This window comes from Pseudomonas sp. OTU5201, from assembly GCF_038440135.1.
Lineage (GTDB): Bacteria > Pseudomonadota > Gammaproteobacteria > Pseudomonadales > Pseudomonadaceae > Metapseudomonas > Metapseudomonas resinovorans.
Genome location: NZ_JASATC010000003.1, coordinates 198,085 through 221,485, shown reverse-complemented (window position 1 = coordinate 221,485; position 23,401 = coordinate 198,085). Strand labels below are relative to the sequence as shown.

General features: G+C 63.6%; 25 protein-coding genes and 1 tRNA gene. 16 read left to right on the top strand and 10 right to left on the bottom strand.

The genetic code is table 11. The annotated features are described in order from the left end of the window. Positions 1–160: 160 nt before the first annotated feature. Genes secB through AAHM40_RS03460 form a run of 3 tightly spaced genes read right to left on the bottom strand, consistent with a single transcriptional unit; the run spans position 161 to position 1,336 of the window. Positions 161–631, bottom strand: coding sequence for a protein-export chaperone SecB (secB, locus tag AAHM40_RS03470; RefSeq protein ID WP_342243417.1), 471 nt, complete (start codon positions 629–631; stop codon positions 161–163). A 14-nt stretch (positions 632–645) separates the two neighbouring features. Next, a complete protein-coding gene (gene grxC / locus AAHM40_RS03465; protein ID WP_028629871.1) occupies positions 646–921 on the bottom strand; it encodes a glutaredoxin 3 in 276 nt (91 codons plus the stop codon). Position 922: 1 nt separating this feature from the next. Next, a complete protein-coding gene (locus AAHM40_RS03460) occupies positions 923–1,336 on the bottom strand; it encodes a rhodanese-like domain-containing protein (RefSeq protein WP_280285405.1) in 414 nt (137 codons plus the stop codon). A gap of 167 nt (positions 1,337–1,503) precedes the next feature. Between AAHM40_RS03460 and gpmI the strand changes: the two genes are divergently transcribed. The 4 genes from gpmI (at position 1,504) to AAHM40_RS03440 (ending at position 6,559) form a co-directional block, all read left to right on the top strand. Beyond that, entirely contained in the window at positions 1,504–3,039 is a 1,536-nt protein-coding gene (gene gpmI / locus AAHM40_RS03455) for a 2,3-bisphosphoglycerate-independent phosphoglycerate mutase (RefSeq protein WP_342243416.1), read from the top strand. A gap of 148 nt (positions 3,040–3,187) precedes the next feature. Then, on the top strand, positions 3,188–4,453 hold the full coding sequence (locus AAHM40_RS03450; RefSeq protein WP_342243415.1) for a murein hydrolase activator EnvC family protein: 1,266 nt from the start codon (positions 3,188–3,190) through the stop codon (positions 4,451–4,453). Between the two features lie 26 nt (positions 4,454–4,479). Then, positions 4,480–5,793 carry a S41 family peptidase gene (locus tag AAHM40_RS03445; protein ID WP_280285402.1) on the top strand — a complete coding sequence of 438 codons (1,314 nt, stop codon included), beginning with the start codon at positions 4,480–4,482 and terminating at the stop codon, positions 5,791–5,793. A 1-nt stretch (position 5,794) separates the two neighbouring features. Next, complete coding sequence (locus AAHM40_RS03440; protein WP_342243414.1) at positions 5,795–6,559, top strand: divergent polysaccharide deacetylase family protein; 765 nt, start codon at positions 5,795–5,797, stop codon at positions 6,557–6,559. Between the two features lie 95 nt (positions 6,560–6,654). Here the strand turns inward: AAHM40_RS03440 and AAHM40_RS03435 are convergent, their stop codons facing one another. From AAHM40_RS03435 to hisB, 7 genes are all read right to left on the bottom strand, one after another. Next, the gene (locus tag AAHM40_RS03435) at positions 6,655–7,410 is read right to left on the bottom strand and encodes a substrate-binding periplasmic protein (protein WP_342243413.1); all 756 of its coding nucleotides are present in this window, start codon (positions 7,408–7,410) and stop codon (positions 6,655–6,657) included. Positions 7,411–7,542: 132 nt separating this feature from the next. Continuing rightward, complete coding sequence (locus tag AAHM40_RS03430) at positions 7,543–8,298, bottom strand: substrate-binding periplasmic protein (protein WP_342243412.1); 756 nt, start codon at positions 8,296–8,298, stop codon at positions 7,543–7,545. Between the two features lie 134 nt (positions 8,299–8,432). Beyond that, positions 8,433–9,203, bottom strand: coding sequence for an imidazole glycerol phosphate synthase subunit HisF (hisF, locus tag AAHM40_RS03425; protein WP_028629879.1), 771 nt, complete (start codon positions 9,201–9,203; stop codon positions 8,433–8,435). Between the two features lie 45 nt (positions 9,204–9,248). Beyond that, on the bottom strand, positions 9,249–9,986 hold the full coding sequence (gene hisA, locus AAHM40_RS03420; RefSeq protein ID WP_342243411.1) for a 1-(5-phosphoribosyl)-5-[(5-phosphoribosylamino)methylideneamino]imidazole-4-carboxamide isomerase: 738 nt from the start codon (positions 9,984–9,986) through the stop codon (positions 9,249–9,251). Between the two features lie 40 nt (positions 9,987–10,026). Further along, positions 10,027–10,284, bottom strand: coding sequence for a DUF2164 domain-containing protein (locus tag AAHM40_RS03415; RefSeq protein ID WP_342243410.1), 258 nt, complete (start codon positions 10,282–10,284; stop codon positions 10,027–10,029). Positions 10,285–10,288: 4 nt separating this feature from the next. Beyond that, a complete protein-coding gene (gene hisH, locus AAHM40_RS03410) occupies positions 10,289–10,927 on the bottom strand; it encodes an imidazole glycerol phosphate synthase subunit HisH (protein WP_342243409.1) in 639 nt (212 codons plus the stop codon). Continuing rightward, a complete protein-coding gene (gene hisB, locus AAHM40_RS03405; protein WP_028629882.1) occupies positions 10,927–11,520 on the bottom strand; it encodes an imidazoleglycerol-phosphate dehydratase HisB in 594 nt (197 codons plus the stop codon). The genes hisH and hisB overlap by 1 nt, the downstream gene beginning before the upstream one ends. Before the next feature lie 129 nt (positions 11,521–11,649). On the opposite strand from hisB, the gene AAHM40_RS03400 reads away from it, so the two are divergent. From AAHM40_RS03400 to AAHM40_RS03345, 12 genes are all read left to right on the top strand, one after another. Next, entirely contained in the window at positions 11,650–12,048 is a 399-nt protein-coding gene (locus tag AAHM40_RS03400) for an acetyl-CoA sensor PanZ family protein (RefSeq protein ID WP_342243408.1), read from the top strand. A 145-nt stretch (positions 12,049–12,193) separates the two neighbouring features. Next, a complete protein-coding gene (locus AAHM40_RS03395; RefSeq protein ID WP_342243407.1) occupies positions 12,194–14,425 on the top strand; it encodes an AsmA family protein in 2,232 nt (743 codons plus the stop codon). Further along, a complete protein-coding gene (gene mutY, locus AAHM40_RS03390) occupies positions 14,422–15,489 on the top strand; it encodes an A/G-specific adenine glycosylase (protein WP_342243406.1) in 1,068 nt (355 codons plus the stop codon). The genes AAHM40_RS03395 and mutY overlap by 4 nt, the downstream gene beginning before the upstream one ends. Continuing rightward, positions 15,486–15,758 carry an oxidative damage protection protein gene (locus tag AAHM40_RS03385; RefSeq protein WP_342243405.1) on the top strand — a complete coding sequence of 91 codons (273 nt, stop codon included), beginning with the start codon at positions 15,486–15,488 and terminating at the stop codon, positions 15,756–15,758. Before mutY ends, AAHM40_RS03385 begins: the two co-directional genes overlap by 4 nt. Before the next feature lie 76 nt (positions 15,759–15,834). After that, positions 15,835–15,910, top strand: a tRNA-Phe gene (locus AAHM40_RS03380). A 161-nt stretch (positions 15,911–16,071) separates the two neighbouring features. Continuing rightward, on the top strand, positions 16,072–16,623 hold the full coding sequence (locus AAHM40_RS03375; RefSeq protein ID WP_342243404.1) for a heme NO-binding domain-containing protein: 552 nt from the start codon (positions 16,072–16,074) through the stop codon (positions 16,621–16,623). Between the two features lie 6 nt (positions 16,624–16,629). Then, on the top strand, positions 16,630–18,630 hold the full coding sequence (locus AAHM40_RS03370) for a putative bifunctional diguanylate cyclase/phosphodiesterase (RefSeq protein ID WP_342243403.1): 2,001 nt from the start codon (positions 16,630–16,632) through the stop codon (positions 18,628–18,630). Positions 18,631–18,875: 245 nt separating this feature from the next. After that, entirely contained in the window at positions 18,876–19,649 is a 774-nt protein-coding gene (locus AAHM40_RS03365) for an ABC transporter ATP-binding protein (protein WP_342243402.1), read from the top strand. 19 nt (positions 19,650–19,668) lie between these two features. Next, positions 19,669–20,421: an ABC transporter substrate-binding protein gene (locus AAHM40_RS03360; RefSeq protein WP_028629889.1), complete on the top strand. Its 753-nt coding sequence runs from the start codon at positions 19,669–19,671 to the stop codon at positions 20,419–20,421. A 47-nt stretch (positions 20,422–20,468) separates the two neighbouring features. Beyond that, a complete protein-coding gene (locus AAHM40_RS03355) occupies positions 20,469–21,164 on the top strand; it encodes an ABC transporter permease (protein WP_342243401.1) in 696 nt (231 codons plus the stop codon). Next, positions 21,161–21,850, top strand: coding sequence for an ABC transporter permease (locus AAHM40_RS03350; protein WP_028629891.1), 690 nt, complete (start codon positions 21,161–21,163; stop codon positions 21,848–21,850). The genes AAHM40_RS03355 and AAHM40_RS03350 overlap by 4 nt, the downstream gene beginning before the upstream one ends. Before the next feature lie 87 nt (positions 21,851–21,937). Next, positions 21,938–23,152 carry a methyltransferase gene (locus AAHM40_RS03345; protein WP_342243400.1) on the top strand — a complete coding sequence of 405 codons (1,215 nt, stop codon included), beginning with the start codon at positions 21,938–21,940 and terminating at the stop codon, positions 23,150–23,152. Positions 23,153–23,401 lie beyond the last annotated feature (249 nt).

The window sequence follows — 23,401 nt, the reverse complement described above, 5'->3', positions numbered from 1 at the left end:
CAAGCCAGCTCCTACAAGGCTCTTGGCCGGAGGGTAAATCGCTCGCAACAGCTCACGCAGACTTAGCCAAGTCATTCGCCCCTACAAGACCTGCATCGACCATTTTCTGCGGACAAAGAAAAAGCGCCCCGAAGGGCGCTTTTTTGTATGGCCGGATAACTCAGGCCTGGGCTTCGCCGGCGGCCTGCAGACGCGCCAGTTCTTGCGCATACAGGGCGTCGAAGTTCACCGGGGAGAGCATCAGCGCCGGGAAGGAGCCGCGGACAACCAGGCTGTCCAGGGTTTCACGGGCGTAGGGGAACAGGATGTTCGGGCAGAAGGCGCCGAGGGTGTGACTCATGGAGGCCGCGTCCAGCCCCTTGATCAGGAAGATACCAGCCTGCTGCACTTCGGCGATGAAGGCGGTTTCGTCACCGTTCTTCACGGTCACGGACAGGGTCAACACCACTTCATGGAAGTCGCCATCCAGCTGCTTCTGACGGGTGTTCAGGTCCAGGGAAACGTTCGGCGCCCACTCCTGACGGAAGATCTCGGGGCTCTTCGGCGCTTCGAAAGACAGATCGCGTACGTAGATACGCTGCAGGGAAAACTGGGGGTTCTGGTTTTCGGCGTTGCTTGCTTGTTCGGTCATGATTCTGCCTTGTTCTAGTGCGTTTCCGTTTGCGGGCGGGCTTGGAGCAGCGCATCGAGCTTGCCGGCGCGCTCCAGCGCATACAGGTCGTCACAGCCGCCAACATGGGTCTGGCCGATCCAGATCTGCGGCACCGAGGTGCGCCCGGCCTTGCGGGTCATCTCGGCGCGAATTGCGGGGTTGCCGTCGACACTTATCTCTTCGTAGCGCACGCCCTTGCTGTCCAGCAGGTGTTTGGCGCGGACGCAGAAGGGGCACCAGGCGCTCGAATAGACGACGATTTCGGCCATCTCACTTCACCAGCGGCAGGTTGTCGCCACGCCAGGTGCCGATGCCGCCAGACAGCTTGATGGCGTTGAAACCCGCCTTTTTCAGGTCACGGCAGACGGTGCCGGCATGCTGGCCCATCGCGTCGACCACGATGATCGCCTTGTCCTTGTGCTTCTCCAGTTCGGCGATGCGGCTGGCGAGCTTCTCGTAGGGGATGTTCAGGGCGTCAACGATGTGGCCGCCGGAGAAATCCTTGGTGGCGCGCACGTCCAGGACTACGGCCTGGCCGCCGTTGACCATCGAGGTCAGCTCGCGGGAGGAAATGGCGCGGCCACTGCGGCGCAGTTCATGGGCCAGCAGCAGGGCCAGCAGCACCACGAACGATCCACTCAGTACATAGTGGTTAGTGGCAAATTCAATCAGCTTAGCGAGCATCGTCAGCTTCCGGGACGGTAAAATGCCGGCCAGTATACACAGGCCCACAGGTCGGCCAAAACCCGTCTGGCGGTGACGCCGACGGAACCAGACCGTAGAATGCCGCCTCTTTTTTCCGGGGCCTTGCCCGCAACTTTCCACCCATTGCCGCAGACGAGTCCGACACTATGACAGCCATGCCCAAACCCCTGGTCCTGATCATCCTGGACGGTTTCGGTCACAGTGACAGCCCCGAATACAACGCCATTCATGCCGCCAAGACACCGGTCTACGATCGTCTGCGCGCCACCCAGCCCCATGGCCTGATCTCGGGCAGCGGCATGGACGTCGGCCTGCCAGACGGCCAGATGGGCAACTCCGAGGTTGGCCACATGAACCTGGGCGCCGGCCGCGTGGTGTACCAGGACTTCACCCGTGTGACCAAGGCGATCCGTGACGGCGACTTCTTCAGCAATCCGGAAATCACCACAGCGGTGAACAAGGCCGTGGCCGCCGGTAAGGCCGTGCACTTCATGGGCCTGCTCTCCGACGGCGGCGTGCATAGCCACCAGGACCACCTGGTCGCCATGGCCGAACTGGCCGCCCAGCGCGGTGCCGAGAAAATCTACCTGCACGCCTTCCTCGATGGCCGTGACACCCCACCGAAGAGCGCCGAGCCCTCCATCAAGCTGCTGGACGAAACCTTCGCCCGCCTCGGCAAGGGCCGCATCGCCAGCCTGATCGGCCGCTACTTCGCCATGGACCGCGACAACCGCTGGGACCGCGTCGAAGCCGCCTACAACCTGATCACCGAAGGCCAGGCTGAATTCTCCGCCGCCAGCGCCGTCGAGGGCCTCGCCGCCGCCTACGAGCGCGGCGAGAGCGACGAGTTCGTCAAGGCCACCTGTATCGGCGAGCCGGTGAAGGTGGAAGACGGCGATGCCGTGATCTTCATGAACTTCCGTGCCGACCGCGCCCGTGAACTGTCCCGCGCCTTCGTCGAGCCGGGCTTCAAGGAGTTCCCCCGCCAGCGTGAATTGAACCTGGCCGGCTACGTGATGCTGACCCAGTACGCGGCCAGCATCCCCGCTCCCAGTGCCTTCAAGCCGGAATCGCTGAACAACGTGCTGGGCGAGTACCTGGCAAAGAACGGCAAAACCCAACTGCGCATCGCCGAGACTGAGAAGTACGCCCACGTGACCTTCTTCTTCTCCGGCGGCCGCGAAGAGCCCTTCGAAGGTGAAGAGCGCATCCTGATTCCGTCGCCCAAGGTCGCCACCTATGACCTACAGCCGGAAATGAGCGCCCCCGAGGTCACCGACAAGATCGTCGACGCCATCGAAAACCAGCGCTACGACGTGATCGTGGTGAACTACGCCAACGGCGACATGGTTGGCCACACCGGCGTGTTCGAAGCCGCGGTCAAGGCCGTGGAGTGCCTGGACAGCTGCGTCGGCCGTATCGTCGAAGCCCTGGACAAGGTTGGCGGCGAAGCGCTGATCACCGCCGATCACGGCAACGTCGAGCAAATGGAAGACGAAGTGACCGGCCAGGCACACACCGCGCACACCTGCGAGCCGGTGCCCTTCATCTACGTCGGCAAGCGTCCGGCAACGATCCGCGAAGGCGGCGTGCTGGCCGATGTGGCCCCGACCCTGCTGACCCTGATGGGCCTGCCGGTGCCGGCCGAGATGACCGGCAAGACCATCGTCGAACTGCAATGATCGACGCGGGCCGTCGCCCCGGCGCGGCCCAGGCGTGAATATCTGCGCGCCTTATCAGGAAACGCCCCGAACCACCGGTTCCGGGCGTTTTTTTTGCCCCGCGCCACGGGCATACTAGGCCGGTCCTTTCCCCTGGTGCCCCACCTCCATGTTTCGCGCCCTCGCCCTCGCAATCCTTGCCAGCCTGATCACCCCGGTCATGGCCGACCAGCGCGCCGAAACCCAGCAGCAGCTGGACCGGGCCGCAAAGGATGTCACCGAACTGAAGAAACTCCTGCAGCAACTGCAGCAGGAGAAATCCGGCGTCCAGGCCGACCTGAAGAAAACCGAAACCGAAATGGGCAGCCTGGAGCAGCAGGTCAAAGAGCTTCAACAGGAACTCGAGAAGAGCCAAGGCGAGATCCAGCGCCTGGACGAAGAGAAAAAAAAACTCCAGGGCGCGCGCACTGAACAACAACGTCTGATCGGCATCCAGGCGCGCGCCGCCTACCAAAGCGGTCAGCAGGAATACCTCAAGCTGCTGCTGAACCAGCAGCACCCCGAGAAGTTCGCCCGCACCCTCACCTACTATGACTATCTGAGCAAGGCCCGCCTGGACCAGCTTGCCGCGTTCAACGAGACCCTGCGCCAGCTGGCGAATATCGAGCAGGAAATCAACACCCAGCAAAACCAGCTCAACGAGCAGAAGGCCGCCCTCGATGGCCGTCGCGAGCAACTCGCATCGACGCGCAAGGAGCGCCAGCAGGCTCTGGCCAAGCTCAACCGGGACGTCAGCGACCGGGACAAGAAGCTAAAGGCCCGCCAGCAGGACCAGGCCGAACTGGGCAAGGTCCTCAAGACCATCGAAGAAACCCTGGCCCGCCAGGAGCGTGAGGCCCGCGAGGCCGAAGAAGCCCGCAAGCGCGCACTCGCCGAACAGCAGCGCGAGCTACGCGAACACCCAGCCGGCAGCCCCGCCAAGGCCAGCAACGGCCCGATGGTTTCCAGCACCGGCGGCACTTTCGGCGGCCCCTTCGTCAAAGCCCGAGGCCAACTGCCCTGGCCGGTGGACGGCCGCCTGGTCGCCCGCTTCGGTTCGGCCCGTGGCGGCGACTCCCGCGCCAAGTGGGACGGCGTGCTGATCGGCGCCCCTGAAGGCAGCTCCGTACGCGCTGTGCATGGCGGCCGTGTGGTTTTCGCGGATTGGTTGCGCGGCGCCGGGCTTCTGGTCATTCTCGACCATGGCAACGGTTATCTGAGCCTCTACGGCCACAATCAGCGCCTGTTGAAAAATGCCGGCGATATCGTCAAAGCAGGCGAATCCATCGCCACCGTCGGCACCAGTGGCGGGCAGGACACGCCCGCACTGTACTTCGCCATACGCCAGCAAGGCCGTCCGACCGACCCGGCACAGTGGTGCCGCGCGCAAGGATAGGCCTCATCTAGCAGGAGTTAGTTCGCATGCCGCATCTGTCCCGCCTCACCTCCCTGGCCATGGCACTGGCGCTGCTTGGCGGCGCCCCGCAGCTGCTGGCCGCCGAGGAGCCGGCAAATCTCCCCGCCACGGCGGTGAACGGCAAGGCGCCGCTGCCGCTGGACGAGCTGCGCACCTTCGCCGAGGTGCTGGATCGCATCAAGTCCGCCTACGTCGAGCCGGTGGACGACAAGACTCTGCTGGAGAACGCCATCAAGGGCATGCTCAGCAACCTCGACCCACACTCGGCCTACCTGGAGCCGGAAGACTTCCAGGAGCTGCAGGAAAGCACCAGCGGCGAGTTCGGCGGCCTCGGCATCGAGGTCGGCGCCGAGGATGGCTTCGTCAAAGTGGTCTCCCCGATCGACGACACCCCGGCCTCCAAGGCTGGCATCCAGCCGGGCGACCTGATCGTCAAGATCGACGGCCAGCCGACCAAGGGCATCTCGCTGATGGAAGCGGTGGACAAGATGCGCGGCAAGGCCGGCAGCAAGATCACCCTTACCCTGGTACGCGATGGCGGCCAGCCCTTCGACGTGGAACTGGTGCGCGCGGCAATCAAGGTCAAGAGCGTGAAGAGCCAATTGCTGGACAAGAGCTACGGCTATTTGCGCATCACCCAGTTCCAGGTCAACACCGGCGAAGAAGTCGGCAAAGCCCTGGCCAAGATGCGCAAGGACAACGGCGGCCGCTTGAGCGGACTGGTCCTGGACCTGCGCAACAACCCCGGCGGCGTGCTGCAGGCGGCGGTGGAAGTTTCCGACCACTTCCTGAAGAAAGGCCTGATCGTCTACACCAAGGGCCGTATCGCCAACTCCGAGCTGCGCTTCTCCGCCGACCCGGCCGACGCCAGCGAAGGCGTACCCCTGGTGGTGCTGATCAACGGCGGCAGCGCCTCGGCGGCCGAAATCGTCGCCGGTGCCCTGCAGGACCACAAGCGTGGCGTGCTGATGGGCACCGACAGCTTCGGCAAGGGCTCGGTGCAGACTGTGCTGCCGCTGAACAACGACCGCGCCCTGAAACTCACTACCGCGCTCTACTACACCCCCAATGGCCGCTCGATCCAGGCCCAGGGCATCGTTCCGGACATTGAAGTGGCGCGAGCCAAGGTCACCCGCGAGCAGGACGGCGAATCCTTCAAGGAAGCCGATCTCGCCGGCCACCTGGGCAATGGCAATGGCGGTGCCGACCGCCCGAGTTCGAGCAAGAAATCGGCGGAGCCCCGCCCGCAGGATGACGACTTCCAACTGAGCCAGGCCCTCAATCTGCTGAAAGGCCTGAACGTCACTCGCGGAAAGTGACATGAGGTGGGGCGCCTGGTTGCTAGCGTTGTGGTTGGGCGCAACGGCAACCGGTGCCTGGGCCGCGCCAACGGCGCGACTGGCCCTGGTGATCGACGACCTGGGCCAAACCCCCGCCCGCGACCGCCGTGTTCTCGCCCTCCACGGCCCGGTGGCGCTTTCCATCCTTCCGGATGCCCCTCACTCCCGTGAACTCGCCGAAGCCGCCCATGCCGCCGGCAAGACGGTGATGCTGCACCTGCCCATGGACCCGGCCGCCGGCCCCTATGCCTGGCGACCCGAGCTATCCACAGCCGAGCTGGAGAAGCGCCTCGATGCCGCCCTCCACCGTGTGCCCCATGCCCGCGGCTTGAACAATCACATGGGCAGCCGCATGACGGCCCAACGGCCGGCCATGGCCCTGTTGATGCAACGGCTGCAGCAGGAGCACAGGTTCTTCATCGACAGCCGCACCAGCGCCGCCACCGTGGCGGCCGCCGAGGCGCAGAAGGCGGGACTGGCCAGCCTGTCGCGGGATGTATTTCTCGATGACGACCAGAGCCCGGCAGCGGTGGCCGCGCAGTTCGACGCCGCGCTGAAGCTGGCGCGCAGGCAGGGCTCGGCCTTGATGATCGGCCACCCGCACCCGGCCACCCTGGCGCTGCTGGAGCGCGAACTGCCGCGCCTGCGGGAGCGGGGCTTCGAGCTGATCGATGTGGAAATGCTGATCGCCTTGCGCGGCAACCGGGCCATGGCGGCCCATGGCAAGGCGGGGGTTTACCGGTAGATGCTCAAGCGGCGCCTAGGACGCCTTGTAGGGGCGAATTCATTCGCCCCTACAGAAGAGCATTCAGAAGTAGGCCGCGCCGGGCCTGCCAATCATTACAGGTAGTTCTGAGTGATCTCGTCGACGTAGCCGTCACTGCGCATCTGGTCCAGTGCCTTTTGCAGACGCTCGATGACCTCGTCCGGGGTGTCCTTGTTGAAGGCCAGGTAGAGTTCGGCGCTGTTGAAGCGCAGCACGGTCTGCAGGCCGGTCACGCCTTCCTGCTTGGCCAGGTAGCGGCCAACGGGATCAGTAGTGGCCCAGAGGTCGATCTGGCCCTTGAGCAGTTTCTTCACGTTCTCCTGGTCACGCAGGGCGTTCTGCGGCGCCATGCCCTGGCTTTCCAGGTGCTGGCTCACGGCATCGTTCTTGTACGCGCCGATGCGGTACTGGGAGGCACTCTTCAGGTCCTTGACGCTCAGGTTGTTACCCGGCGCGGCGAGCAGCACCCACTCGGTCTTGGCAATTGGGCCGACCCATTTGAACAGCGGCTGGCGTTCAGCGGTGAAGGTAGTGGAGAACAGGCCATAGCTGGGCTTGTCCAGGGTCAGGCGATACAGGCGATCCCAGGGGAAGCGCAAGGTCAGGCTGTAGTTGATATCGGCGCGCTTGAACATCTCGCGGACGATATCGGTGCTGATGCCATCGATGCCGTCGTCGCGTGCGAAGTTCTTGTCATCCACCGCCATGTTGAAAGGCGGGAAGTTCTCGGTGAGCAACACCACCTTGTAGTCCGCCGGCAAATCGGCGCGCACCGTGAAGGAGAGGAACATCAGGCCCAGGGTCAGGGCGCGTTGAATCAGCTTCTGCATTGTCATACCGCTCGCTTGAGTTGTGGTTGTGGCTAAGCGGCTTCCTTGCGTGGGCTCCCCACCCACGGACATCTGTCCTGCCTTCCATGGCAATGGCAAACGACCGGCTCGTGGCCGGTCGTTCGTGTCTTTCTAGAGGTAGCTGTTGAGGATCTCGTCGACGAAGCCCTCGGCGCGCATCTGGTCCAGTGCGGCCTGGAGCTTGTGCACCACTTCGTCGGGGACGTCCTTGTTCAGCGCCAGGAAGAGTTCGGCCTGGTTGAAGCGCAGCACGGTCTTCAGGCCGCTCACGCCTTCCTGTTTGGCCAGGTAGCGGCCAGCCGGATCACCGGTGGCCCAGAGGTCGATCTGGCCTTTCTCGAGTTTCTTGGCGTTTTCCTGGTCGCGCAGGGCGGTGATGGGATCGAGCTTCTGCTGGGTCAGGTATTCGGCGATGGCGTCACCCTTGTAGGCACCCACCTTGTACTTGCGCGCGTCTTCCAGGCTACCCAGGGCGATCGAGCTGTCGGTGCGAGCCAGCATGATCCAGTCGTCGGGACCGATCGGACCGACCCATTTGAACGACTGCTCGCGCTCAGGCAGGCGCGCAGTGACGAAGACGCCATAGCCCGGCTTCTCCAGCGCCAGCTTGTAGATGCGATCCCAGGGGAAGCGAAGGGTCAGGCTGTACTTGACCCCGGCACGCTTGAACATTTCACGGACGATGTCGACGGCGATGCCATCGATATTGTCTTCCTGGGCGAAGTTCTTCCCGTTGATCGACATGTTGTAGGGCGGAAAGTTTTCGGTCAGGAGTACGACGCTGTAGTTCTCATCCACTTCGGCACGAGCTGCACCGGCAAACACCATGAGGGTGCCGGCCAGCGCCAGCAGCAGGCGTTTCGACATTAGCGATTACCTTCCAGGAGAGATGGGAAATGCGCTGAGCTTAACCCCGTTGAAACGGGGCTCGGGCATCAGCAGCCCAGGCTGCGAAGTCCGTCACGCGAGCAGCCTGGGCGAATGCTAGGCAAGAATCGTGCTCAGCGCACCAGGATTCCGCGGCTGGCGAGATAAGCCTTGGCCTCGGGCACGGTGTATTCACCGAAGTGGAAGATGCTCGCCGCTAGAACGGCGTCGGCCTTGCCCTCGAGGATGCCAGCAGCCAGATGCTCAAGATTGCCGACGCCTCCGGAGGCAATCACCGGAATGCCGACGGTTTCGCTGATGGCACGAGTGACGCCCAGGTCGTAACCGCTCTTCACGCCGTCCTGGTCCATGCTGGTGAGGAGGATCTCACCGGCCCCCAGGTCTTCCATTTTCTTCGCCCAGGCCACAGCGTCGAGGCCGGTGGGTTTGCGCCCGCCATGGGTGAAAATTTCCCAGCGCGGTGTTTCCCCGGGGCCGGAGACTTTCTTGGCGTCGATGGCAACCACGATGCACTGGGAGCCGAAACGGGAGGCGGCCTCGCCGACGAACTCCGGTGTGAAGACGGCGGCGGTGTTGATCGACACCTTGTCGGCGCCGGCATTGAGCAGGTTGCGGATGTCCTGCACGGTGCGCACGCCGCCTCCCACGGTCAGCGGGATAAACACCTGGCTGGCCATGCGCTCCACCGTGTGCAAGGTGGTGTCGCGGCCGTCGACGCTGGCGGTGATGTCGAGGAAGGTGATCTCGTCGGCGCCCTGTTCATCGTAGCGACGGGCGATTTCCACCGGGTCGCCGGCGTCGCGGATGTTCTCGAACTTGACGCCCTTGACCACGCGGCCGTTGTCCACGTCGAGGCAAGGGATGATGCGTTTTGCGAGAGCCATAACAGTGTTCCCGTAGGGTGCGCCGCGCGCACCGTTAGCCGTCGATTAACCCTTGTAGCTGTCGCAGAACGCCTGCGCCTCGGCCACGTCCAGGGTGCCCTCGTAGATGGCACGTCCAGTAATGGCGCCGATGATGCCGGGGGCCTTGGCAACCAGCAGCTTCTCGATGTCGCCGAGGTTGTGGATACCGCCCGACGCGATCACCGGGATGCGGCTGGCGGCGGCCAGGGCCGCAGTGGCCTCGACGTTGCAGCCCTGCATCATCCCGTCCTTGGCGATGTCGGTGTAGACGATGGCGGAGACGCCATCGGCCTCGAAGCGCCTGGCCAGATCCACGGCCTGCACGCTGCTGACCTCGGCCCAACCGTCGGTGGCGACGAATCCGTCCTTGGCGTCCAGGCCCACGATGACCTTGCCGGGGAAGGCTTTGCAGGCCTCGGTAACGAATTCGGGCTCTTTCACTGCCTTTGTGCCAATGATCACGTAGCTGACGCCGGCCTTGACGTAGTGCTCGATGGTTTCCAGGGAGCGAATGCCGCCGCCGATCTGGATCGGCAGGTTCGGGTAGCGCTTGGCGATGGCGGTGACCACTTCACCGTTCACCGGTCTGCCTTCGAAAGCGCCGTTCAGGTCCACCAGGTGCAGGCGACGGCAGCCGCCCTCTACCCACTTGGCGGCCATGCTCACCGGGTCGTCGGAAAACACGGTGGAGTCTTCCATGCGGCCCTGGCGCAGACGCACGCAGGCGCCGTCCTTCAGATCGATAGCGGGGATAATCAGCATCGGTTCAACCTGTTCGAAGTCAGTGGAATCGGCTTGGCGCTCAGCTTTTCTCAAGCGCCCACAAGTCACTCTCGATGCTTTCGAACCTGTCTTTCAGGTGCGCTTGCACATCGGAGATCGCCTTGTTGTAGAAATGTGGCGCGAATTCCCGGGCGAAGAAGTCGAGCACTTCCTCGGCCTCGAAGGAACCCAGCTCCAGCTCGAAGCGATCAGCCATGAAACGTTTGATCGCCAGCACCGCGTCCTGGGCCTGGGCGGCGTCGAGTTGAAGGCTCGGGGGCTTCTTCGCGCGGCTCATCGGTTTACCAGCGACCATCCCAGGCGGCGAAGTTCTGCAGTAACTGCAGGCCGTGGGTATGGCTCTTTTCCGGGTGGAACTGCACAGCGAAGCGCGAGCCTTCGGCCAGCGCGGCGGCGAAGTCCTTGCCGTAGTGACCGCGACCGACTACCTGGGCAGGGTTGCCGGCCTCGATATAGTAGCTGTGCACGAAGTAGAAGCGCGCCCGGTCAGGGATGTTGTGCCAGAGCGGGTGGGCGACACTCTGCTCGACCTCGTTCCACCCCATGTGCGGCACTTTCAGGTGCTCGCCATCTTCCATCAGGTCCTTGCCGAAGAAGCGCACCTGGCCGGGGAACAGGCCGATGCAGTCGACCCCGTCGTTCTCCTCGCTGCGCTCCAGCAGCGCCTGCATGCCGACGCAGATGCCGAGGAACGGACGATCGCGACTGACTTCGCGCACCAGCTCGTCGAAGCCCAGGCGACGGATCTCCGCCATGCAATCGCGGATGGCACCGACGCCAGGAAACACTACCCGGTCGGCTTCGCGGATCACGCTGGCATCACTGCTGACCAGCACCCGGCCGGCGCCGACGTGTTCCAGGGCCTTGGCAACCGAGTGCAGGTTGCCCATGCCGTAGTCGATGACTGCGACCGTCTGCATCAGAGCACGCCCTTGGTGGAGGGCATCTGGCCAGCCATGCGCGGGTCCCGCTCGACGGCCATGCGCAGGGCGCGGCCGAAGGCTTTGAACACGGTTTCGATCTGGTGGTGGGTGTTATGGCCACGCAAGTTGTCGATGTGCAGGCTCACCAGGGCGTGGTTGACGAAACCCTGGAAGAACTCCTGAAACAGGTCAACATCGAAGCCACCGACCACGGCGCGGGTGAAGGGCACATGCATCTGCAGGCCGGGACGACCGGAGAAGTCGATGACCACGCGGGACAGGGCTTCATCCAGCGGCACATAGGAATGGCCATAGCGAACTATGCCCTTCTTGTCGCCAATGGCCTGGGTGAATGCCTGGCCGAGGGTGATACCGACGTCTTCCACGGTGTGGTGATCGTCGATATGCAGATCGCCCTTGCACTCGATGTCCAGGTCGATCAGGCCATGACGGGCAATCTGGTCGAGCATGTGCTCAAGGAAAGGTACGCCGATATCGAAGCGCGCCTTGCCAGTGCCATCCAGGTTGATCGAGACCTTGATCTGGGTTTCCAGGGTATTGCGTTCGACGGATGCCGTACGTTCGGCCATCACCAGCTCCACAAAAGGCTCACAAAAAAGAGCGCCATTATAGGCCGTCGGCCGCTGGCGCGGCTACCGACGACGGTCGGCGGGGTTTACACTGCCGAGCCGCGTCCGCAATGCCCGCCAGGAACCACCATGCCCGTGATCGTCGAGACCCTGAATTGCCCGTCCGAGCAGGATTGCGGCGACCTGGCGAAAATTTACGCCGATGCTCCGGACTGGCTGCTGGCTCCCTACGCCAATGCGGCGGAACTGGTAGAACGCGGCCTGGCCGACGGCCTGCTGGTGGCCGGGCGTTTCAATGATCGCCTGCTCGGCGCAGCGCTGATCGAGCGCGGGGAGGAGTACTGGCGGTTGTCCCACCTCTGCGTACGCAAGGTCACCCGCCATCGCGGCGTCGCCCGTCGCCTGATTGAGGAAAGCGCTCGCCTGGCGCGGGAGGCAGGCAGATCGCTGAAACTGGCCGCCCCAGAGGGCCATCTGGAAAGCCAGGCCCTCGCTGCGCGCCTGCACCTGCCGCTGGAAAAGCGCTGACACCTGAGCTGAACCGACAGCGCAATTCACCATCAAAAGTCCCTGACCAGGGCGCCGAAGCCCAGCGCCACGGCACACCATGACTGATGGCCCGGCGCTATACTCGGCACCTTCAATTCACGCGATCCATCACAAGGACTGGCCAATGAAAGCCTTCGGCAAAATCCTGGGCCTCATCTTCCTCGGGCTGTTGCTGATCATAGTGGCTCTGGGCTTCGCCCTGACCCACCTGTTCGACCCGAACGACTACAAGGACGAGATTCAACAACTGGCCCGCGACAAGGCCAACCTGGAGCTGACCCTCAACGGCGACATCGGTTGGAGCCTGTTCCCCTGGCTCGGACTCGAACTGCACCAGGCGACCCTGGCCAGCGCCGCCAGCCCGGAAAAGCCCTTCGCCAACCTCGACATGATCGGCCTGTCGGTGCGCGTGCTGCCGCTTCTGCGCCGCGAGGTGCAGATGAGCGACATCCGCGTCGAAGGCCTCAACCTCGATCTACAGCGCGACGACAAGGGCCACGGCAATTGGGAGGATATCGGCCGCCCGGCGAAGGCTCCGGAAACTGCCCAAGCCGGCACGCCGACCAGCCCCGCTCCGGCCGACGGCGCCCAGCAGGCGCCCGCTGCCGAAGCACCGGCGCGCCCGATCAAGCTGGATATCGACAGCCTGACCGTGCGCAACGCGCGCATTAACTACACCGATGCCAAGAGCGGCCAGCAATTCAACGCCGAAGGCATCGAACTGATCACTGGCGCCATCCGCGAGGGAGCCAGCATTCCGGTCAGACTCAGTGCCTTCTTTGGCACCAACCAGCCGGTGCTGCGCGCCAAGACCGAACTCACTACCAACCTGCGCTTCGAGCGCGCGCTCAAACGCTACCAGCTCGAGGACCTGAAGCTGAACGGCGAAGCGTCCGGCGAACCCCTCAAAGGCAAGACCCTGACCTTCAACGCCCAGGGCCAGTTGCTGGCCGATCTCGCCGCCAATGTCGCCGAGTGGAACAGCCTCAAACTTTCCGCCAACCAGCTGCGCGCACTCGGTGAACTCAAGGTGCATGACCTGGACAAGGGCGCACGCCTGGAGGGCGGCCTGTCCATCGCGCCGCTCAACCTGCGGGAGTTCCTGACCGGCATCGGCGTCGAACTACCGCCGATGAGCGACGCCACCACGCTGCAGAAATTCGAGCTGGTCACCAAACTGGGCGGCAGCCCCAACAGCCTCGCCCTCGAAGGCCTCAACCTGAAACTGGACGACAGCAGCTTCAGTGGCCGCCTGGCCGTGGCCGACTTCGCCCAAAAAGCCGTGCGCATCCAGCTCAAGGGCGACAAGCTCGACCTCGACCGCTACCTGCCGCCCAAAACCAAGGCCAAGCAGGATGCCCAGACCGCCCGCCAGGCCGAAGTAAAGCCTGCTGTAGCCGCCGCGAGCCAGGGCACCACGCCGCTACCAAACGCGCCAACCCAGGCTGCCTGGAGCGAAGCGCCGGTACTGCCGGTGGACCAGCTGCGCAAGGTCGATCTGCAAGCCACGCTGAACTTCGGCCAGTTCATCGTCGACAAACTGCCTCTGGATGACGTCAGCCTCAAGGCCAACGGCAAGGGAGGCCTGCTAATCCTTGAAGACCTGCGTGGCGGCCTGCTCGGCGGCAGCTTCCAGGCCAACGCGCAAATCGACGCGCGTCCGGCAGTACCGCTGCTCAAGGCCCATAAACGCATCAGCAACGTGCCGGTGGAGAAGCTCCTCCAGGCCCAGGAGCAGAAGCCACCGGTGCGCGGCCTGCTGGACATGACCGCTGACATCACCAGCAGCGGCAATAGCCAGAAGGCCTGGATTGACGGCCTCAATGGCACCGCCAACTTCGCCCTGAACGACGGCGCACTGCTTGACTCCAACCTCGAACAGCAACTCTGCCAGGGCATCGCCACCCTCAACCGCAAAACGCTCAGCAGCACGCGCAGCGGCAGCGAGACCCCCTTCCGCGAACTCAAAGGCTCGCTCACCTTCAACAATGGCGTGGCCAACAACCCCGACCTGCGCGCCAGCATCCCCGGCCTCAACGTCAAAGGTGATGGCACCGTCGACCTGCGCGTGCTCGGTCTGGATTACCGAATCGGTGTAGTCATCGAAGGTGACAAGAGCGCGATGCCGGACCCGGCCTGCCAGGTCAACGAACGCTACGTCGGCATCGAGTGGCCACTGCGCTGCCGTGGTCCGCTGGAACTGGGCGCCAAAGCCTGCCGCCTGGACAAGGACGGTATGGGCAAGGTGGCCGCCAGGCTGGCCGGCGACAAACTCAGCGAGAAACTCGAAGAGAAGCTGGGCGACAAGGTCAGCCCGGAGCTGAAAGACGCGCTCAAGGGGTTGTTCAAGCAATGACCCCCGAGCAGTTCTCCGGCGCCGTGCTCAACTGGTACGACAGCCACGGCCGTAAGGACTTGCCCTGGCAGCAGGGCATCACCCCCTACCGCGTCTGGGTGTCCGAAATCATGCTGCAGCAAACCCAGGTCAGCACCGTCCTGGGCTACTTCGATCGCTTCATGGAGGCTTTGCCTACCGTGCAGGCGCTGGCAGCCGCACCGGAAGACGAAGTACTGCACCTCTGGACGGGCCTCGGCTACTACACTCGCGCCCGCAACCTGCAGAAGACCGCGAAGCAGGTGGTGGCCGATTACGACGGCCATTTCCCCTGCGACGTCGATCAACTGGCGGAGTTGCCTGGCATCGGTCGCTCCACCGCCGGCGCCATCGCCAGCCTGTCCATGGGCCTGCGTGCACCAATCCTCGACGGCAACGTCAAGCGCGTCCTGGCCCGCTATGTTGCGCAGGACGGCTATCCGGGTGAGCCGAAGGTCGCCAGGCAACTCTGGGAAGTGGCCGAGCGCTTCACCCCGTACCAGCGAGTGAACAACTACACCCAGGCGATGATGGACCTCGGCGCCACCCTCTGTACGCGCAGCAAACCAAGCTGCCTGCTCTGCCCATTGCAGAGCGGTTGCCGTGCGCACCAGCTAGGCAGGGAAAAGGCTTACCCCGCCCCTAAACCGCGCAAGGCGCTGCCCCAGAAGCGTACCCTGATGCCCCTGCTGGCCAATGGTGACGGTGCCATCCTGCTCTACCGTCGGCCGTCGAGCGGGCTCTGGGGCGGGCTCTGGAGTCTTCCGGAGCTGGACGATCTCGACGCACTCGCCCCGCTGGCCAACCAGCATTCGTTGCAGCTCGGCGCGCGCCGCGAACTGCCCGGCCTGACCCACACCTTCAGTCATTTCCAACTGGCCATCGAACCCTGGCTGGTGGCCGTGGAGGGCAGCGTCCCCGTCGTGGCCGAGGGCGACTGGCTCTGGTATAACCTCGCCACCCCGCCGCGCCTGGGGCTCGCCGCCCCGGTGAAAAAGCTGCTCAAGCGCGCGGCCGATGTATTGAATGCAGGAGAACCGCGATGACCCGCACCGTGATGTGCCGCAAGTACAAAGAGGAACTGCCGGGCCTGGAGCGTCCGCCATATCCGGGCGCCAAGGGCGAGGACATCTTCAACAACATCTCGAAGAAGGCCTGGGACGAGTGGCAGGCGCATCAGACCATGCTGATCAACGAGCGCCGCCTGAACATGATGAACGCTGAGGACCGCAAGTTCCTCCAGGCCGAAATGGACAAGTTTTTCTCGGGCGAGGACTACGCCCAAGCCGAGGGTTATGTCCCCCCGAGTGCGTAAGCGCCCGTAATAACTAAAATTTTTTTCAGAAGGGTGTTGACGAGGGGCCGCTTAATCCGTTTAATAGCGCCCCGTTGCCCAGGTAGCTCAGTCGGTAGAGCAGGGGATTGAAAATCCCCGTGTCGGCGGTTCGATTCCGTCCCTGGGCACCACTAATACCGTCAAAAAGCCCCAGCCATGTGCTGGGGCTTTTTGTTTTCAGCCCCCCTCACACCGCTGCCGCGCACGATGCGAACGGCGCTGCTAACCTCACTGCGAAGCACCTCGAGGCGGCCTGCAAGGGAGCCCAACACGAGGACACCGGGGGGAAAGCATGAAGGGAATCGTCTTCAACCTGTTCGAAGAAGTGGTTACCCGGCACCAGGGTGAGGATGCCTGGGACGCCCTGCTGGACAGCACCGGCCTGAGCGGCGTTTACACAGCCCTCGGCAGCTATCCCGACGAACACATCTACCGCCTGGTGGCAGCCGCCGCCGACACGCTCGCCATGGCGCCCTTCGAGGTGCTGCGCTGGTTCGGCCGCGAGGCCATGCCGTCTCTGGCCAATCGCTACCCAGCCTACTTCGATGCCCACAGCTCGACGCATCCCTTCATTCTCAGCGTCAACCAGATCATCCACCCCGAAGTCCGCATGATCTATCCGGGAGCGGATGTACCCACCTTCGGTTTTCGCGACGAGCCCGAGGGCACCTTGATGATGACCTACCGCTCGCCACGTCGCCTCTGCGCACTGGCCCATGGCTTCATCGAGGGTGCGGCGGTGCATTTTGGCGAGTCCCTCGGCGTCGACCACCTCACCTGCATGCACCGGGGCGACGTCGAATGCCGCTGCCGTATCACCTTCCACGGCAAGCGCCGGGGCTGAACGGCCATGGACGGCGCACCGCGCAATCCGGAAGCCGACAAACTGCGCCGTCGCCTGCAGCGTGAACACCAGGCACGCCTGGAAGCAGAGCAGATCGCCGAACACGGCCTGCGCGAGCTCTATGAGAAAAAGCAGCAATTGCAGTTGCTGGAATCCATCGCAGACGCCGCCAACGGTGCCGCGTCAGTAGCCGACGGCCTCAGTTTCACAGTGTCCAGCGTCTGCCAGTACACCGGCTGGCAGATCGGCCACGCCTACCTGACCGAGCATGTCGAAGGCGAAGCGCGACTGCGTTCAGCCGCCATCTGGCACTTCGCCGACGAGCAACACTTCCGCGATTTCCGCCAGGTAACCGAGTCCCTGGAGTTCGCGCCGGGCTACGGCCTGCCGGGGCGAGTGCTCAGCAGCGGCGAGCCGGCATGGATCTCCGACATCAGCCAGACCCCGGATTTCTGCCGCTTATACGCCGCTGGGCAAGCAGGCCTCAGGGCGGCGGCCGCATTTCCGGTACTCGTGGGCAGCGAAGTAGTCGGCGTGCTGGAGTTCTTTGCCAGCAGCGTGCTGGAGCCCGATGAAAGGCTGCTACACCTGATGGCACAGATTGGCGTGCAGATGGGCCGGGTAGTGGAACGCAAGCGCGCCGAAGAGCAACTGGTCGACGCCTTCCACGATCCACTCACCGGCCTGCCCAACCGCGCCCTCTTCTCCGATCGCCTGTCCCGCGCCGTCGCCCGCTGCAACCGCCATCGCGAAGCGGCCTTCGCGGTGCTGTTCATCGACCTCGACCGCTTCAAGCTGGTGAACGACAGCCTCGGACACCTGGCCGGCGACCTGCTGATCATCCAGGTCGCCACGCGCCTGGGAAGTTGTCTGCGGCAGACCGACACCCTGGCGCGCATGGGGGGCGACGAGTTCACCATCCTGCTGGACTGCATCGGCAACCCCGACGCACCAACAAGGGTCGCCGAACGCATCCTGGACGCCCTGGAACCGCCCTTCCTCATCAACGGCGAGCAGCTCTACATCAGCGCCAGCATCGGCATCGCCCCCAGCGACCTGGGTTACGAATCGGCCGAAGAGATCCTGCGCCATGCCGACCTCGCCATGTACCGTGCGAAGACGCTGGGCAAGCACCGTTACGAGATGTTCGACCACAGCCTGCACGACTTGGCGGTGGGTCGCCTGACCCTGGAAACGCGCCTGCGCAATGCCCTGCAGAATGGCGAGTTCGTTCTCCACTACCAACCCATCGTGAGCCTGGCCAGCGGACAGCTGGTGGGCGTGGAAGCCCTGGTACGCTGGCAGGAACCAAGGGGAGCGCTGATCTACCCAGGCGACTTCATCCAGGTCGCCGAAGACACCGGCCTTATCCTGCCCCTCGGCTTGTGGGTGCTGCGCGAAGCCTGCCGCAGCATGGCCCGCTGGCACCAGGCGTTCCCAAGCCCGACCCCACTGACGGTAAGCATCAACCTCTCTGCCCGACAGTTCGCCCAGCACGACCTGGTCGCCCAAGTGGGCGCCATCATCGCCGAGACCGGCATCCGCCCGGAGTGCGTACGCCTGGAAATCACCGAGAGCGCATCCATGGCCGACTCCGAGCGGACCATTACCGTGCTGCAGCAGCTTCATGAGCTGGGGGTACGCATCAGCATCGATGACTTCGGTACGGGTTACTCCTCCCTGAGCTACCTGCACCGTTTCCACCTGGACGCCCTGAAGATCGACCGCTCCTTCCTGACCCAGCTCGACCAGTGTGAGGAGAGCTTGCAGATCGTGCATACGATTCTCAACCTGGCTCGCAACCTGGGGCTCGAAGTGGTCGCCGAGGGTGTCGAAACCGAACGGCACCTGATGATTCTCAAGTCCCTGGGCTGCGACTTTGGCCAGGGTTACTACTTCGCCCGGCCACTGCCCGAGCCCAGCCTTACCAAACTGCTTAGAGATAGACCGCAGCCGGATGGACAAACCGCGACCGATAATGGCGCTTTCGTCACGCCAGCCGAGTAACCAGTTGATCACAAAGGAAAAAGACAAAGGATCGGCGCAAAGGCTCGATATCCGGGCATTTCGGCACGAGCGCCGCAAGTTTCTGCTACCGCGACAAGCAACTGCAGCGATGCGACAAACTCGCCCACAGAACCATCCAGGGGCTCTCCGTCGGCTTTCGCCTGGCAAAGCGCTATGCTAGGTTGCCCCTCGCCAGGAAGGCTGCCCCACCGCCAGAGTGCCCCCGAACAATAAGAGGACCCCCCATGGCCCAAGCCACGCCAGCGCTTGAAATCCGTAACTTGCACAAACGCTACGGCGATCTCGAAGTGCTCAAGGGCATATCCCTCACCGCCAACGACGGTGACGTGATCTCCATCCTCGGCTCCTCTGGCTCCGGCAAGTCCACCTTCCTGCGCTGCATCAACCTGCTTGAGAACCCGCACCAGGGCCAGATCCTGGTGGCCGGAGAAGAACTCAAGCTCAAGCAGAGCCGCACCGGCGAACTGGTCGCCGCCGACAGCAAGCAGATCAATCGCATGCGCAGCGAAATCGGCTTCGTCTTCCAGAACTTCAACCTCTGGCCGCACATGACGGTGCTCGACAACATCATCGAGGCGCCGCGTCGCGTGCTCGGCCAGAGCAAGGCCGAAGCCACCGAAATCGCCGAGGCCCTGCTGGCCAAGGTCGGCATCGCTGACAAACGCCACGTGTATCCAACCCAACTCTCCGGCGGCCAGCAGCAACGCGCTGCCATCGCCCGCACCCTGGCCATGCAACCGAAGGTGATCTTGTTCGATGAACCCACCTCGGCGCTTGACCCGGAAATGGTACAAGAAGTGCTTAATGTGATCCGCGCGCTGGCCGAGGAAGGCCGCACCATGCTGCTGGTCACCCATGAAATGAACTTCGCCCGGAATGTCTCCAGCGAAGTGGTTTTCCTGCATCAGGGGCTGGTAGAAGAGCAGGGACCGCCACAGCAGGTATTTGACAACCCGCTATCGGCGCGCTGTAAACAATTCATGTCCAGCAATCGCTAAAACACGGAGCAAGAGCGCAATGAAGAACTACAAGAAGATTCTGCTGGCTGCGGCCGCCACCCTAGCTTTCGGCACCAGCGCCGTCGCCGCCGACAAGCTGAAGATCGGTACCGAAGGCGCCTACCCGCCCTTCAACCTGATCGACGCCAGCGGCCAGGCCGGCGGTTTCGACGTCGAGATCGCCCAGGCCCTCTGCGCCAAGATGAAGGCCGAGTGCGAAGTGGTGACCTCCGACTGGGACGGCATCATTCCCGCCCTGAACGCCAAGAAGTTCGACTTCCTCGCCGCCTCCATGTCCATCACCGAAGAACGCAAGCAGGCCGTCGACTTCACGGACCCCTACTACACCAACAAACTGCAATTCATTGCCCCGAAAAGCTCTGACTTCAAGACCGACAAGGCCAGCCTGAAAGGCAAGGTAATCGGCGCACAGCGTGCCACCATCGCCGGCACCTGGCTGGAAGACAACATGGCTGACGTGGTCGACATCAAACTCTATGACACCCAGGAAAACGCCTACCTCGACCTGTCTTCCGGCCGCCTCGACGGCGTACTGGCCGACAAGTTCGTCAACTGGGAATGGCTGAAGAGCGACTCCGGCAAGGACTTCGAGTTCAAGGGTGACCCGGTGTTCGACAACGACAAGATCGCCATCGCCGTACGCAAGGGCGACCCGCTGCGCGAGAAGTTGAACGCCGCGCTGAAGGAAATCGTTGCCGACGGCACCTACAAGAAGATCAACGACAAGTACTTCCCCTTCAGCATCTACTGACCTGCACGTCCGGTGCCGCCCAGCGCGGCACCGGCGCCTGAGCTCCCATGACCCTAGACCTCTACGGATTCGGCCCGGCCCTGGCCGCGGGCACCCTCATGACCATCAAGCTGGCGCTGTCTGCGCTTGCGGTGGGCCTGGTGCTCGGCCTGCTCGGCGCGCTGGCAAGGACTTCCCCCCTCAAGCCACTGCAGTGGCTGGGCGGCACCTACTCCACACTTGTGCGCGGCGTCCCCGAGCTGCTCTGGGTGCTGCTGATCTATTTCGGCACGGTCAACCTGATGCGCGCCCTGGGTGAATGGATCGGCTACCCCGAACTGGAACTGAACGCCTTCGCCGCGGGCACCATCGCCCTGGGCCTGTGCTTCGGCTCCTATGCCACCGAAGTCTTCCGCGGCGCCATCCTGGCCATTCCCAAGGGGCACCGCGAAGCCGGCATGGCGCTGGGGCTGTCCAAGAGCCGCATTCTCTGGCGCGTGATCCTGCCGCAAATGTGGCGTATCGCCCTGCCGGGCCTGGGCAACCTGTTCATGATCCTGATGAAGGACACCGCACTGGTTTCCGTGATCGGCCTTGAGGAAATCATGCGTCGCTCGCAAATCGCCGTGACCTCAAGCAAGGAGCCCTTCACCTTCTTCCTGGTGGCCGCCTTCATCTACCTGGGCCTGACCATCCTCGCGATGATCGGCATGCATTGGCTGGAGAAGCGCGCAGGCCGTGGCTTCAAGCGGAGCGCAGCATGAACTGGGAAGTCATCCTCAAATACCTGCCACAGCTGGCCCAAGGCGCCATCCTCACCCTGGAGCTGGTGGCCATCGCAGTGATCGCCGGCCTGATCCTGGCGCTGCCCATGGGCATTGCCCGCGCGTCCCGCCATTGGTACGTGCGCGCCCTGCCCTACGGCTACATCTTCTTCTTCCGCGGCACGCCCTTGCTGGTGCAGCTGTTCCTGGTCTACTACGGCCTGGCCCAGTTCGATGCCGTGCGCAAGGGCCCGCTCTGGCCGTACCTGCGCGACCCGTTCTGGTGCGCTGTAATCACCATGACGCTGCACACCGCGGCCTACATCGCCGAGATCCTGCGTGGTGCCATCCAGGCCGTACCGCCGGGCGAAATCGAGGCGGCACGGGCACTGGGCATGTCACGCTTCCAGGCATTGGTGTACATCATCCTGCCGCGTGCGGCGCGCATCGGCCTACCGGCCTACAGCAACGAAGTGATCCTGATGGTCAAGGCGAGCGCCCTGGCCAGCACCGTCACCCTGCTGGAACTCACCGGCATGGCGCGCACCATCATCGCCCGCACCTACCTGCCGGTGGAGATCTTCTTCGCCGCCGGCCTTTTCTACCTGCTGATTGCCTACGTGCTGGTGCGAGCCTTCCGCCTGCTCGAACGCAAACTGCGGGTGGATGCCCTGCAGGGCCGCTGAGCCCACGACCGCTCCTCGCCCCCCGGGAGAGGAGCGTTGTCGGCGACGCTATAATCGCCACCCCTGATCCCCCATCGCCTCGCCAGCATGACCAATCCTGCGCCCCTCCAAGGCCCGCACCTGCGGGAACGCTTCGCCGCCCTGGACGACTTACTCCTCGCGCAACAGGACATCTGGCGTCCCGTGCCCTTCACCGAGCTGGAACTGCCCTGGGAACGCCAGCATCCCGAACTGGCCGCATGGCTGCGCGGCCGCACCCTGGCCGAAGCAGAAGCCATTCATAACAACCCGGAACAGTTGCAGGCGCCGGCGCCTTATCCACAGCTTGCAGCGCGGTGCGCCGACCTCAGTTGCATCGGCGAGCTGCCCGCAGCGCAGATAGCCGCAGTGCCCAACAGCTTCACGGTGGACGTTCCCGGGCGCAAATGGCAGCAGATCGACGCCTTCGCCAGCCGCCTGCGGTTTGACCAGGCACCAGGCCACTGGCTGGACTGGTGCTCCGGCAAGGGGCACCTGGGACGCCGCCTGGCCCATGACGGCACATCGCTGACCTGCATCGAGCTCGACCCGCAACTGGTTGCCAGCGGCCAGCAACTCAGCCAGCGCCTGGGGCTTGTCGCCAATCATCACCAGCAGGATGCCTTGGCCGATGACGCCGTACAGCACCTCGCGCCCGAGCACACAGTGGTAGCCCTTCACGCCTGCGGCGACCTGCACGTACGCCTGCTGCAACTGGCCAACGCGGCCGGCTGCCGGCAACTGGCCATAGCACCCTGCTGCTACAACCGCATTCAAACACCGGACTATCAGCCACTGTCCACGACAGCATCAGCCTCCGCACTGCGCCTCAGCCACGCCGACCTGCGCCTGCCAATGAGCGAGACCGTCACCGCTGGCGCCCGCGTGCGGCGCCAACGCGACCAATCCATGGCCCGCCGCCTGGCCTTCGACCTCTTACAGCGCGAACTGCGCGGCGAAGATCAGTACCTGCCGACACCCTCCCTCGCCACGAGTTGGTTGGCTAAGCCGTTCGCCTTGTACTGCCGGGACCTCTGCGCGCTCAAGGGCCTCCCGCAACCGCAGCCACGGGACTGGAACACGCTGGAGGCCGCGGGTTGGCAACGCCTTGCCGTGGTACGCAACCTGGAACTCTCCCGTAGCCTGTTCCGCCGCCCCATGGAAATCTGGCTGCTGCTGGACCGAGCCCTGTTTCTCGAAGAACAAGGCTACCAAGTGAAGCTCGGCAGCTTCTGCTCATCCCAACTCACCCCACGGAACGTCCTGCTTTTGGCAGAACGCTGAGCTTACCCACAGAACCTGTGGATAACTTTGTTGATGAAATCTGGGCAACTCACTGTAAGGCCCCACCCTGCGCAACCAGCAAGCGTTGAGCATTTTCTGGACAACAGATAAAGCGCCAATAAAAACAACCACTTGACGAAATCCGAGATGTAGCGCACAAATTTCAAGCACAACCGCGCAAGAAAGATCATCTTTGTGAATAAGCCACGCCATGCTGATGCTCAAAGCTGCTTGAAGCTCGCTTACAGA